The organism is Polyangium mundeleinium (genome assembly GCF_028369105.1).
GTDB classification, from domain to species: domain Bacteria; phylum Myxococcota_A; class Polyangia; order Polyangiales; family Polyangiaceae; genus Polyangium; species Polyangium mundeleinium.
The window spans coordinates 2,366,384-2,379,557 of record NZ_JAQNDO010000001.1 but is presented as its reverse complement, the minus strand read 5'-3'; the positions used below and the strand labels follow the sequence as shown (position 1 = coordinate 2,379,557).

7 protein-coding genes are annotated in these 13,174 nt (G+C 65.8%); 6 read left to right on the top strand and 1 reads right to left on the bottom strand.

The window, feature by feature from the left end:
• The first annotated feature begins 185 nt into the window (after positions 1–185).
• The 6 genes from POL67_RS09595 to POL67_RS09570 are packed head-to-tail and all read left to right on the top strand — an operon-like array spanning position 186 to position 10,185.
• The gene (locus tag POL67_RS09595; RefSeq protein WP_271916921.1) at positions 186–4,169 is read left to right on the top strand and encodes a DUF2169 family type VI secretion system accessory protein; all 3,984 of its coding nucleotides are present in this window, start codon (positions 186–188) and stop codon (positions 4,167–4,169) included.
• The gene (locus POL67_RS09590; protein ID WP_271916920.1) at positions 4,166–6,082 is read left to right on the top strand and encodes a pentapeptide repeat-containing protein; all 1,917 of its coding nucleotides are present in this window, start codon (positions 4,166–4,168) and stop codon (positions 6,080–6,082) included. Before POL67_RS09595 ends, POL67_RS09590 begins: the two co-directional genes overlap by 4 nt.
• 6 nt (positions 6,083–6,088) lie before the next feature.
• Entirely contained in the window at positions 6,089–6,766 is a 678-nt protein-coding gene (locus POL67_RS09585) for a DUF3540 domain-containing protein (protein WP_271916918.1), read from the top strand.
• A gap of 16 nt (positions 6,767–6,782) precedes the next feature.
• A complete protein-coding gene (locus tag POL67_RS09580; RefSeq protein ID WP_271916917.1) occupies positions 6,783–7,187 on the top strand; it encodes a DUF4150 domain-containing protein in 405 nt (134 codons plus the stop codon).
• A 22-nt stretch (positions 7,188–7,209) separates the two neighbouring features.
• Positions 7,210–8,700, top strand: a complete 1,491-nt coding sequence (locus POL67_RS09575; RefSeq protein ID WP_271916916.1) for a type VI secretion system Vgr family protein — start codon at positions 7,210–7,212, stop codon at positions 8,698–8,700.
• 6 nt (positions 8,701–8,706) lie between these two features.
• Positions 8,707–10,185, top strand: a complete 1,479-nt coding sequence (locus tag POL67_RS09570; RefSeq protein ID WP_271916915.1) for a hypothetical protein — start codon at positions 8,707–8,709, stop codon at positions 10,183–10,185.
• 86 nt (positions 10,186–10,271) lie between these two features.
• On the opposite strand, the gene POL67_RS09565 is transcribed toward POL67_RS09570, so the two are convergent.
• Positions 10,272–13,043 carry a DNRLRE domain-containing protein gene (locus POL67_RS09565; protein ID WP_271916914.1) on the bottom strand — a complete coding sequence of 924 codons (2,772 nt, stop codon included), beginning with the start codon at positions 13,041–13,043 and terminating at the stop codon, positions 10,272–10,274.
• Between the last annotated feature and the right edge of the window lie 131 nt (positions 13,044–13,174).

The following is a 13,174-nucleotide window of genomic DNA, read 5'->3' as shown; positions in this document are numbered from 1 at the left end:
TCGGAGAAAAAAGAACAACGGCTGAACGCTCCGACGTGCCCCGGAGCACCCGTACGCCCGGTTCTGCACAAAAGATGACAAAGGCCTCGGACTGCTGATAACGGCTTGTCATCGTGACCACCGATCATCGACCTTGGCCCGTACGCCTCGTGGGCGCTGGGAAGGTACCGGTCTCCACGGGTGCCGTGTTGTGGCGCTCGCAGGGAGCGAGCGACGCGCGTCTCACGATCCTCGTCAAGGCCACGTTCGCCCTGGTCCGCGAGGGCGTCGTCACCCCCCACGCACCCGACGCGCTCGTCCTCCATGACATCCATCATGCGGGCGATCCGCGCTTCAGCCTTGCCGCCGCGAGTGACCTCGCCCCATATCGTGCAGGCGCGGAGGTGCTTGTCGTCGGTCACGCCTATGCACCCCCTGGAAAACCTGCGACCTCTGCAGGAGCGCGTCTCGTGCTCCACCGCGAGGGTCAGGTCCTCGTCCAGAAGACCATCGACATTCACGGCGAGCGACGCATCGACCGCACCGGCCGCACGACGGATCCGGCGCCCTTCCAGCGAATGCCGCTCGTGTACGAACGCGCCGTCCTGGAGCCCGAGACCAACCCCGTCGGTCTCGACCCCGCGCGTGGCCACGCGCCCAACCTCGTCGATCCACGCGACCCCGCGCGCCCCGCTTGCTTTGGGCCCCTCGCGCCCACGTGGCCTTGCCGCTCGAAATGGTTGCGGGGCCTCGATCCCCGCAATGCCTCCGGCGCTCGCCTCGAGCTCCCTCCGCAGGTCTCGTTCGATTACTTCTACGCCGCCCCCCCCGATCAGCGCACCACCTTCCTCCGCGGGGATGAATCCATTCAGCTCGGCGGCATGCATCCTGTCTTGCCCATCCTCCGCACGCGCCTTCCCGGCATCCGAGCGCGCGCTTGCGTCTATCGAGGCGCATCCGTCGGGCAACCGCTCGATCTCTTCGCGGATACGCTTCTCATCGATACGGATCGACAGGTCTGCTCCCTCGTCTTCCGCTCCAATGTCGCCGTCACGGACGCCGAGCTCCCGACCCTCGTGGTGGCGGCCGGACTCGAGCAACACGGCACCCCGATCGATTTTCCCGATCGGCTGCCCACGATGACCACGACGCACCCCGCCGTCATGCCCGACAGCGATGACGACGAGGATTTGGCGGAGACCCGCACCCTCGTCCGGAGCTCGCCCAGCACACGAACCCCCCCGAGAAAGACGCCAGACGCGTCCGCAGAGGACGACGAGGAGCGTTTTGCCGCGACGCTCATGCTCGACCAGGGCAGCAGCACCAAGGGGCCCGCGCTGCCCTTCACCCCGAACCCGCGCATCGCCGCAACCCCGCCGCCGCTCCTGCCGACGCCGCCCGCGCCGCCGAAGCGCGTGAAATCCGAGGAAGAGAACCTTGGGGAAACGCAGGATCTCACCGCGCTGGCAAGCGCCGTGAAGCGCGCGAGCCTACCTTTCGCCAGCGCGGCGGCCCCGCCAAACCCCATCGTGGAGGCCCCCGCCAAGCAGCCGCTCGTCGCGCCGCCCCGGCAGGCGGAGCCGGACGACGAAGAACGTTTGGCAGGCACATACATTCTTCCTCGAGGCGGCCTCCCCGTGGCCCGAGAGCCGGCGTTGCCGTTCGTCCCCGGCAGCGGCGCGGCCGCGCTTCCTCCGCCGCTCCCGCAAGCTCCGCGCATCGTGGACGCAGAGGACGAGGAGCCATGGAGCGGCACCCTCCACCTCACCGCGGAAGCCCAACAATCCCGCGGCCCGGTATTGCCCTTCATCACGGCGCCTCCCCTGCCTCCGCCGCCGGATGCGCCCCCTCCGCCGCCGGAGATCCCGCGTCGATCCGGCGATACGATTCCCACGTTCGGGGAGGCTCGCCTCGCCGTCGTCACCTCACCCTGGCAAGTTCGTCCCCCGCGCGACTCGATCACGGTCATCGTCAAAGCGACCTGCGCCATCGTACCGGGAGGCGCAGCGGAGCTCTTGCCCGAACCCGATCTTCCCACGGGAGACATCCACCACGACGATGATCCGCAGAAAGGCTTGCTCCACGCGTCCGATATCGCGATCTTCAAGCCCAAGGCGGACGTCACGCTCGCAGGCCGTGCCTACGCGCCGGGCGGCAAGGGGACCGCGTGCGAAGTCTCCTTCCGCTTCGGGCGAGGGAAAAACGCATTTGCGCGCCGCCTCGCGGTATTTGGCGACAGGCACTGGGAGAAGGGCCTCGTCACACTGGCCCCGACGGCCCCGCGCAGCTTCGACTCCATTCCGCTCGGCTGGGAGCGCGCCTATGGCGGTTCCGGCTTCGACGACAATCCGCTGGGCACAGGACATGGCGCAGCGGAGGGACCGGATGGAATGGCCCGGCTCCCCCATATCGAGGATCCCGAGCGCTTGATCAAGGGCCCCTCGGATAGCCCCCGGCCTGCCGGTCTCGGGCCGATTCCAGCGCTCTGGAAACAACGCTGGTCGAAGCTCGGTACGTACGATGCGCGCTGGCTCCAGCGGCGGTGGCCCTACTTTCCGGAAGACTTCGACTGGGCGTATTTTCAGGCTGCACCTGCTGGCCAGCAGCTCGACCACCTCGCCGGGGACGAACCCTTTGATATTCGCGGAATGCGCAAAGATCACCCGCGCCTCGAAGGAACCCTCCCCGCGATGCGCGCGCGGTGCTTTTATCAGCGCACCGAGGAGGCTGGTGGACAATTCGGCGAGGTGAGGCTCGTGCTCGATACGGTCCACTTCGACGTCGAGGCGATGAAGATCCAGCTCGTATGGCGCGGGTTGCTCGAGGTCGAGGACGACGATGCGCCCGAGATCGCCGCGCTTTTTGCCTTTGCCGAGTCCCTCGCCGATCCGAGCGCCGCCCTTCCCGACGCGCGGGAGGCCTTCCTGGAGGCGCTGCGGGCCGAAAACGAGGAGAACGCAGAAGAAGAACCGACCGAGAGCGAGGCCGAGGGGACCGAGGCCCCACCCGCGCCCGAGAAGGATCCGGACGAGGCCGCTGCGGAAGCCAAGCTCGCGGAGCTGCTTGCCGAGGCCGAACGACGGAGTGCCAAGATCACGCAGGAGATGCGCGCCGCAGGCATCGAGGGCCTCGCATCCCCGCCGGCTTCCCCGCCCGATCCTGCGCATGTCCTGGAGGCATTGCGCAAGGCAGGCGCGACCGAAGAGCAGGTCGCCGAAATGGCCGCTCTCTTTGCCCCCGAGCCGGCGAATGACCAGGTTCAACCCGAGCCCGCGCTGCGCGCCCGCGTGATCGCCATGCTCGCGTCGGAGGAGCCCTTCGATCGAATGGAACTCGAAGGTGCGGATCTGTCGGGCCTCGATTTCTCCGACCGGTCCCTGGTCGGAGTCGACCTGCGCGGCGCGAAGCTCCGCGGCTGCCGGTTCGTCGCGGCCAACCTCACGGAGGCCTTGCTCTCCGGCTCGGATCTCGCGGGCGCCGTGCTCGACGGCGCCGAGCTCCAGGCGGCCGATTTGACGGACGCGTGCATCGAAAACGCAACCTTGAAAGGGGCGAAGGTCGATGGTGCGGACCTGTCGAATGCCCGCGGAGCGCGGGCGCGCCTCGATGGCATTCGCGGGGAAGGAGCCCTTTTTGCCGGGGGAACGTGGGATGGAGCCAGGTTCGACGGGGCCCTCCTTCCCAAGGCCGACTTCACGGGGGCATCGATATCGAATGCGGTGTTCAATGGCGCCGATCTCTCCGACGTGACGCTTTACGACGCGCGCGGCGCCTCCGTTTTGTTCGAGGAGGCGCGCATGAAAGATGCGCGCTGTGACGGCGCCGAGCTATCACGCGCGAAGTTCCGCAAAACGAACGCCGCGGGCTCGACGTGGGAAAACGCCAAGCTCGACGAGACGTCTTTTCTTGGCGCGAACCTGTCGTCCTCCAATTTCGCCCGTGCGTCGTGTCGACGCGGGAGCTTTTCCGGCGCCGACCTGAGGGAGGCGAACCTGCGCCGTGCGAAGCTGGAGAAGACGGCGTTTCTCGGAGCAAACCTCATGGAAGCGATCCTCGAGCGCGCGGATCTCTCCGGCGCCGACCTCCGCAAGTGCAACCTTCATGGCGCCGAGACGTGGAAGGCGAAGCTCGACGGCGCCAATCTCGATTTTGCCATTGTGACGCAGACCAAGCTCGGGAGGCGCGCATGATCCGAACACGCGAAGCGTTCGAGGCCCGTGCCTCCTCCGGTGGCTCATTTGCAGGCGAGGTCATCGAAGGCGTTTGCCTCGACGGATTCTCCGGAGAAAACCTCGACTTCAGCCGCGCCGAGTTCCGTGCCACGAGCGCGCGGGGCGCCAGGTTCGAGCGGTGCATCTTCACAGGGGTACGGCTCATTCACGTGGATTTCTCGGGTGCGCAACTGCTGGGAACGAATGCAGCGGGCCTCGTGGCGGCGACGCCGGAAGGTGGAATGCCGAATGTGCTCCGTGGCATCATCCTTTCGGGCGCAGTGCTCTCGCAAGCAAACTTCGCCGGGGCAACCTGCGACGGGGCAGACCTCTCCGGCGCGGTCCTGACGGATGCGACCTTCGAGAACACGGGCGCGGAAGGTGCGAATCTCTCCAGCGCGCTGCTCAATGGCGCGAAGCTCGCGGGGGTGAACCTCACAAGGGCAAAGCTCGACGGCGCCGTGGTTGCTGGGGCCGATCTGAGCCTCGCGGATCTCCGGAGCGCGTCCCTCGCGAACGTGGACCTGAGCGACGCAACCCTGGGAGGCACGAGCTTCCTCGGCGCGCATTTGCCGGGAGCAACGATTCCCACGCTCGACTTCCGAGCCCACGGGTCGCCCGCGAATCTCACGGGCGCGAACGCCCCGGGCGCGCGGCTCGATGGGCTCGATTTGCGGAGCACCGTGCTCGCGGACGCGAACCTCGAAGGTGCGTGCCTCGAGAATGCATGGCTCGAAGGAGCGAATCTCGAAGGCGCCCGGCTTTCGGGGGCCTCGATGGCGGGCACCCGGCTGGGCAAAGCCAATCTGGCTCGGGCACACCTCGGCAGCGCCGACCTCTCGCAAAGCGATCTGCGTGGCACCCTTCTTTCAGGAGCGGACCTCGCAGGCGCAAGGCTCGCAGGCGCGAACCTCGACAGGGCACGCCTCGACGGCGTGTCGTGGCAGGGGACGGATCTGTCCGGGGTCTCGTTCGGCGCGACGCCGCTCGCCGGTGGTCACTTCGCAGGCGCGCAGTTCGGTCCCGCCAAACTCGATGGACTCGACATGTCGGAATGCGATTTGCGCGGGGCCTCGCTGGCCGGAGCCTCCCTCGTCGGGACGAACCTCGAGCGCTCGGACCTCGGAGACGCCGACCTGGGCGGGTGCGATTTGCGGCGTGCGAATCTCGCCGCAGCCTTGCTCGAACGGACGCGGCTCGACGGCGCGGTCCTCGCCGGCGTCGATTTGACGCAGGCCATGGTGGACGGGTGCTCCCTCGACGCTGCCGATCTCACAGGCGCTCGTATCGAGGGCGCGGTGCTCACGGGCGTCGACCTCTCGCGCGCGCGGATCCAAGGGGCGCATCTTGTGCGCACATTGCTCGACGCGTCGCATTGTGATGGTGTCGATTTTCGCGGCTGCGTTCTTTTGGATTCCACGTTCGACGGGGCCACCATGGAACGAGCAAATCTCGCCGAGGTCGTTGCGACGAACGCTGGTTTCGCTGGCGCGAATCTACGTGGCGCGAAGATGCTCCGTATCCACGCGAAGGGCGCGCACCTGCGCGGCGCAAATCTCGACGAGGCCGACCTGCGCGAGGCCATCCTCGAGGACGCGTGTATCGAGGAGGCGACGATGCGCAAGGCGAAGGTCGACGGCGCACGGCTCGCGGAGGCGCGGCTCGTCCGGTCGGATCTGCGCGGCACGACGTTTCGCGGGGCGAAGATGAAGTTTTGCGACCTATCGCATGCGCGTGCCGAGGTCTGCGATTTTTCAGACGCGGATCTGGAGAACACGAAGATGCACCGGACGGCGCTGGACGGCGCGATCCTTCGAGGTGCGAGCACCACGCGGAGCGAAGGCACGGACGCGGAGCGGGCCCGGGCCGAGGATTTCAAGGCAGGTGCGTGAGGAGTCATGAGCACGACAAAAGAGAGCGCGGCAGAGGCTTGGCACGACGGTGACGACGAGGCGGCGCCTTCGGGCGTCATCGCGCGAAAGGTATTGCGGTCCTCGGACGGCGCATTCGCGGAGCAACGCGGTGACGCGATCGAACTGCGGGACGTCGAGGGACGGCTCCTCGTGCGGTACGAAAATGGAGCGGCGGAAATCGCAGCGCCAGCGGGGGATCTCGTCTTCTCGGCCCCTGCCGGGCGTGTCGTGATGCGCGCGGGGACGGACGTGACGATCGAGGCGGCGCGGGATCTGACGCAACGTGCGGCACGTCTCGTGGAAACGTCGTCCGGGGGCACGACGTGGACTGTCGCGCCAAACGGTGCGAGGCTGCGAGCAGATCGGGCGGAGCTCGAAGCGAAGACGAGCCATTTCGTGACGGGCGCGGCGACGGTGGTGGCGCAGCACATCGTGACGACGGCGCAGCGGATCGCGACGAGCGTGGAGAAATACGAGCTCTCGGCGACGAAGCTCGTGGAGACGACACGGGACGCATTCCGCGAGGTAGCGGATCTCGCGGATACGAAAATCGGCAGGGCTCGCACGCTCGTGCGCGGCCAATTCCTGCTCCGCGCGCGGCGGACGCAGCTCGTCTCGAAGGATGAGACGAAGGTGGACGGCAAAAAAGTGCTGCTCGGCTGAGCGAGGAGAGCGAACCATGCACATGCCCGGCTCCAGCAAGAAGGGGGGACAAGCGTTTGCGTTCCCCGACGCATGCAAGACGCCGCCTGCACCAGGCGTGCCGGTCCCGTATCCGAACATGGGCAGCGTATCGAGCGCGGACAAGACCATCAACGTCGTGCTCATCGAGAACAAGGATACCGTGGTCCTTTCGTCGAAGATCCCGAACTCGAGCGGCGACGATCCGGGCGTGCTCAAGGGACTCGTCTCGAATACGCACAAGAGCTCGGTCAAGTTCAAGAAGGGAAGCTCCAAGGTGTATGCGAAGGGGAAGAAGGTGGTGCACCACCTCTCGACGACCTCGCAGAATGGATCCAACTCGAACGCGCCAGTGGGCAGCCAGGTGAAGCCTTCGCAAACGAAGGTTCTCGTGGCGATGTGATGTCGAAAAAGGACGGCTCCAGATGACGGAAGACAAACGACTCGAGGGGGTCGAGCTCTCCTTCGTGTCCGGGGGGCTCGAGGATCGAACGATCGAGCTGCACGGCGTCTGCGGAAGGGAACGACTCTCGCGCCTGTTTGAGTTCGATTTGCTGATCGCGAGCCCCGAGGGGCCTCTCACGGACGACGAGCTGGACTCGCTTCTGCGTACGCCGTGCGCCATCTCGATGGGCCCCAAGGACGGCGACGTGGTGCACGGAATCCTCGAGCGAATCGAGATGCTCGACGCTACGCGGGGCGTCGCGGCACGCTACATCGCTCGATTGGTCCCCTCCGTGTGGCTCTTGACGCTAGGGGCCAGCAACAGAGTCTTCCAGGACGTGAACGTGCCAGAGCTCGTCGAGGCCGTGCTGGTCGAGTATGGTCTGGCGAAGGGAGAGGATTTCGAAATCCTCGTGAGCGGCAAGAGCCCGAAACGAGACTATATCGTCCAGTACGAGGAAAGCGACTGGGACTTCGTGCAGCGATGGCTCGAGCACGAGGGGTTCTTTTACTGGTTCGAGCATGGCGAAGAGGGCGAGAAGCTCATCATTGCCGATGCGAACGACGACGCCACGCCCATCGAGGACCCCAGGAAGCTGAGCTACCGCGAGCGGAACAACCTGTCGACCGGTGGGCTTCCGACGATATGGGATTGGGGACTCGTGCAGCGCAGGATCCCGGCGCGCCTGGCCGTGGTCGATTACAATTACCGCACGCCTGCCGTCACGCTCGCCGCCAAGGTGGACATCGACACGAAGCGTGGCTTCGGGAGCCTGTTCTCGTACGGCGAGCATTTCAAGACGGTGGGCGAGGGAAAGACCATCGCGAAACTGCGGGCAGAGCGGATCCTGGCGGAGCGGCGGACGTACTCCGCGCGAACAGATTGCGCACGGTTTCGCGTGGGGCACACCTTCGAGCTCCTCGATCATCATGACGACGCGAACGACGGGATGTACCTCGTGACGTCGATCGAACATCGTGTCGGGTATCCCGTGCGCGCGAACGAAGAGGAACAACCGAAGGCGAAGACGCGCTACGTGGCGCGCTTCGAGGCGATTCCGCTCGACGTGCCATTCCGGCCGGAGCGGGTGACGCCGTGGCCGAGCATTCACGGTGTCCTTCACGCGCACATCGCCGCGGATACGGAGGGCGAGACGGCGCAGATTGATGATCAGGGGCGGTACAAGGTGCGACTTCCGTTCGACGCGAGCGGGCGTCGGGGGACGAAGGCATCGCGGTGGATGCGAATGGCGCAGCCGTACAGCGGGTCCGGGTATGGGACGCATTTCCCGCTGCACAAGGGGGCCGAGGTGCTGATCGCGCACGTGGATGGCGATCCGGATCGTCCGCTCATCGTGGGCTCGGTGCCGAACCCGCACACGTTGAGCCCGTCCACGTCGAGCAACGCCACGCAGTCGGTGATCCAGACCCATTCGGGGATCCGGGTCGAGATGGAAGATCGACAGGGGTGATCGAAGATGCCGCCTCGAGTCAAGAACAAGGCAATCAAGCTGACGGACCCGGTGCTGACCGGGAACATCGAGACGGATCTGTCGGGAGACGCCCCTGCGACGCCGACGGACGGGCCGAATCGGTACACGATTTACGTGCCGACGGACAATGCGACGTTGAGCTTGGGGGAGGCGGGTCCGGAGAAGACGCGTATCCACGAGAGAGGGATCACCGGACGCACGGATACCCACGTCCATTTTCACGTGACGAAGCATGCTCCCACGGTTCTCTCGCTGGGAGGGCCAGCGACTGCTTTCGTGAGCGACGAGGAGGCGATCCCGAGCCACGATCCCAAAGTACCGAAGCAATCGCACGGGTACTCCATGGTAACCAGCCGCTCCGCCTGGCACGACGCTCAGGATCAAAATTACATCGTATCGCGGAGCTGCGATGTCGTGCTTCGCGCCGCAGGCAACGCAAACGTGACGAACCTCGTTCAGGCCGATCTCGGGACGGTCGTCGTGTCGGCGGGAAGGGCCATCCGTGTCGGGACGAAGGGCACGGTATCGATCGTCGCCGACAAGGCGGTGAACATGGAGGACCCAGCGTACGAAGTGGCCGTCGCGGGGGCCGTACGCGAGACGTGTGATCGCGGGTTCGAGACCGATTGGATCGCGTACGTCGACAATCTGCAGAAGGTCATCCTCGGCGTCGTCGCCGGCATCACGACGTACCGCGCATTTCGCACGTACGCCAAGGACAGGGAGGCAGGCGAGCTATGGGAGGGGATCACCGGCGTCGCGAAGCTCGGGATCGATGCATATCAATTTGTCAACTTCGCCAATGGCGAAGTTGACAAATTGAAGAAAAAAAAGGAGGAGACGTCAGACGTCAATATCATGGCGAAGAACAGCGCCAAGGTCCTCGGCGAGAACGTGACCGCCCATGGGACCATGGGAGCGACGCTCTCTTCTTCTTTCTCAGTCGATATCCTGGGCCCGACCACGGGAATGAAGGCGCTGCTCTTCGCCGGTATATGGGCCGGCGCCGGCACCAGCGTCGAGGCGCTCGGAAACGTGGACGTGGGGTCCGCACTGGGGAACGTCGGCATCGAGGGTAAGAAGAATGTCGACCTCTGCTCAAAGAAGGCGAGCGTAACCGCCGTCGCAGCGAAGAACGTGCAGCTCGGCGCAGGTGAAAAAGCAATGCTTCACGGGAAGCGCCAGGTATACTGCGGCAGCGGAGGCTCGACGGGATACGGGCTCCACGCCACGGCGGACAAGCTTCATCTCGGCCGATTCACCGCAGGCACCAATCTGGGTAGCCCCGGGCCCGACGACGACAAGAAGGTGTTCTTCGACTCGAGCCGGGTGGGAATCATGCACGGCAAGAGTTCCGTTCAGGTCTACACCACCATCATCAAGATCGAGGCCAAATCGCAGCTCATGTTGCGCTCGAACAACCACGACATCCAGTTGAAGGGCAAGAAGATCCGTCTCGGCTGACGATCCACCCTGCACCTCGACGCAGTGGCCCTTCGCCGCAGGAGCACCGAGCCCAACGCCCGGCTCGATGCTCCTGCGCCCTCCGCTCAGAGCACCATCACCTCCGCCGCCGTGAGCGCTCGATTGAACAGCTTCACGGCATCGAGCGATCCCTGGAAGTAGCCGGGCCACCCCGGAGCATCCGAGCGACGCCCAAACGCCAACGGGATGTCGTTCGAGATGTTCCCCGGCCGGGACAGGGGATTATGCGTGCTCATGAGGACCTTGTCGCGGTAGACCTTGATACCGTCCGGTTGATCCCGATCGACCGTCACGACCACGTGATGCCACTGGTCATCCGAGACGTGCACTCCCGTGTAGTAATTCGCCCATCCCCCGTCCGCGAGCTGAAAAATCAAACCGTCGGGGAATGAGCTGATGACGAATCCTCGCACGGGCCCGGAGACCTCGACACGTTTGTCCAGGATCACGCCGCCCGCGACCGTACGGATGTAGAAGCTGAACGAAAAATCGCCCGCGCCGAAGTTCAATCCCGGGTCGCTCGGGACGCTCACCGAGTCGTTGATCCCGTCGAAGGAAAGCGCCCCGGCAAAGACGCCTGGCACGGGCGTGGGGCCGTTCGCCCAGATTCCATTGAATCCGCCAATCTCGTCCACGCTCGTGGGCCCTGTGTTCTCGTCGAAGGGCCAGCAGGCGACCTTCCCAGGCACGCCGTCCATGCAGGCGCAGGTCGGCGTGCCGTCGCAGTTCTCGTCGATGCTCGCGGTCGAGCAATCCTCCGGCGCCGGCAAGACCTGCCCCACGCACGGTCCATACCCGAGCCCATCGGCAGCGCAGGTGCGCATGCCGCTCTGACAAACACCGACGCCCAGCGTTCCCGGAGGGCCCGCGTAACAGAAGACCGTCTCGCCGGGCGTGCAGGTGCAATCGTCCCCTTCCTCGTTCGTGAGGCCATCACAATCGTCGTCGATGGGGGTCGCGCAGAGTTCGGGCGTGGGCGTCACCTCGCCCGCGCAGGGCATCCAGCCGGTGCCCGTCCAGTCGCACGTCCTCGTGCCCGCGTGGCAAGCGCCGACGCCTTCGGTGCCGAGAAGGCCGGTGTATGCGCACGTCGTCGATTGCACGTCACCAAGGCAGATGTTCGTGAACGGGATGAGCGTCGTGGCGAGAACGGTGCAGCCCGCTCCATTTCCCGCGCAATCGCCGGCCGGACCCGATCCGGTCACCGGAACGACCGTGAAGGGGCTCAGCGGATTGCCGACGTAGAGGTTCGCCGTGCCTCCGAGCATGATGTCGACGCACGCATACCCGCTGCCGTCCGTGACCTGCGGGGTCGACGCTCCCGCGTAGCTCACGCCGTAGGCCTGCACGGGGACGCCCGGGATCCCCACGCCGCTATCTTCCTGCACCGGCAGGATGAAGCAATTCTTGTCGGTCCACGGCCTGTCCGCATTCCACCACGTGAAATGCTCCACTTCTGCCTTCCACGCCGTCTTGCCCACCTCCACGAGCGAGGACTGGAAGACGCCCGCGCCGTCCTCGCGCCAGATCCCGTCGTCGAGGTCGAGCCACCATGCGGGCATGGTATCTCCGAGCGTCACCTTCGACGCGAGCGTCGGGGAAAGCACGATCTCCAGCATCGCCTTCTTGCCCGGGGCAAGCTGCAAGGGCAAACCATTTTGCCAGATCGTCACCTCCGCCATCCCGAAGCTCTCGAGCGAGACCAGGTCGCCCGATCCCGTGAGCGCCTCGAGCGGCCCCGGCATCGTGGTAAGCCCGGCCGATGGATCCAGCGGCACGATCGTCGCCGTCACCGTGCCCGAAACGGGCTCGCCATTTCGATCCACGAGCGCGTTCGAGGGAATCGTGACATGCACGTTGCCCACGTCGAGCGCCGCCCCGACCGCGGCGTCGAAGGGAATCGGCGGCGGGAGCGGGTGCAGGCGCACCTCGACGCCCCCATGCACCCCATTGGGGACGTCCACCGCCACCGCGGCGGGCGCATACCCTGGGCGCTCGACACGCGCCGAGAATCGCCCGGCCGCGAGGTTGTCCAGGAGGAGATACCCGACTCCGTTGGTCGGAAGGGGCGAGGACGTGCCGGCAGGCGTGACCGCGGCGGAGGGAATGGGCGCACCATTCACGTCCATGACACGAAGGAACACGCTCGTCCCCTCGGGCACGTCAGGCTCCAGGTCCGGCGTCGTGTAACAGACCTGGAGCCGCGGGCGGAACTTGGCGCTCCCATGCTCCGCGGCGCGGATCTGCGTCGTGCCCTCACCCTTTTGCTCGATCAGGAGCCCGTGATTCGGGCTCTGGTGACTGATCCATTGCTGTGCAATCGCCCCGACGTCGAAGAAGATGGGACCGGTGTGATTCGCTCCCCCGTTGGAGGCCGAGGCCAGGACGACCGGGTCGAAGGCCCCCGCGAAGTTGTTCCACGTCACCTTGGCTTCGTCCCAGGCCGCGTTCGCGCGGTGGAGGCGAAGCGCTGCGGCGCCGTCGTTCGATTGCCACAAGGCGAGCGTGGCAGACTCCACCGTGGCATAGGGTGGAATGGGGCTCGTGTCGACGCGGAGCAAGGTATGCCGCTGCATACCCGCTGTGTTGCCAGTGCGGTTGATATTGTCCGTGCCCGAATTCTTGTTCGGCTGCTTCGCGTTGATCTCTGCGTCTGCTATGTCACCAGGGCCGCCTCGCTCGAGGACGACACAGGTGGGGAGCGCGCCTGGGGCCGATACGAGCGCGCCTGGGGCGGCAGCGAGCGCGCCCTCGGGCTCATCGGGCGGTCCGATGCTGCATGCTGCGAGGCCCAGCAAGGGCGTGACGAGGGAGGCACGACGGAGGACGGAGGTCATGGTGGGAGGCTCCTTCATGAAGAGACACGTCTCGGGGGCATGACGAATGCCGGGCCGACGTGTGGGCTTTCCGTTGGATTGTGCAGCAACGTCCATGCCGCACGCAATGTTCTCGCACACGGTCGATCCGT